The sequence below is a fragment of the Neisseria sp. P0021.S007 genome, from assembly GCF_051956855.1.
Map to the genome: position 1 here is coordinate 1 of NZ_JBQCXA010001556.1, position 463 is coordinate 463.

Annotated in this window: 1 protein-coding gene and 1 pseudogene; both read left to right on the forward strand. The window is 50.1% G+C overall.

Translation table 11 applies throughout. From position 1 onward, the window contains the following. Positions 1-157 (forward strand): annotated as a pseudogene (locus tag ACTHUR_RS20235) (preQ(1) synthase); the annotation flags it as partial. 101 nt (positions 158-258) lie between these two features. Continuing rightward, the coding region (locus ACTHUR_RS20240) for a queuosine precursor transporter (RefSeq protein ID WP_440400589.1) at positions 259-463 on the forward strand (205 nt) is incomplete at its 3' end.

A 463-nucleotide genomic window follows, 5' to 3' on the forward strand; every position in this document is an offset into this window, starting at 1 on the left:
CCTCATCGCCCTGATGGATCCGAAATACATCGAAGTATTCGGCGAATTCACACCACGCGGCGGCATCGCCATTCATCCGTTTGCCAACTACGGCAAAGCAGGCACAGAGTTTGAAGCTTTGGCACGCAAACGCCTGTTTGAGCACGATGCACAATAATCCCGTTCAGACGGCCTAACCGCCCTTTTTATTGCGAGACTTTCTCTATTGCACGGTCTCGCAGGGCTTCATGCCGTCTGAAAAACTTCCGAAAGATTTCTATGTACGAATTTACCGCCGCACAGCAGAAGAAAGCGCTCTTCTGGCTGGTGCTTTTCCATATTTTTATTATTGCCGCCAGCAACTATCTGGTACAGTTCCCCTTTCAAATTTTCGGTATCTTTACCACTTGGGGCGCATTTTCCTTCCCCTTTATCTTCCTCGCTACCGACCTGACCGTGCGCATTTTCGGCGCACCATTGGCGA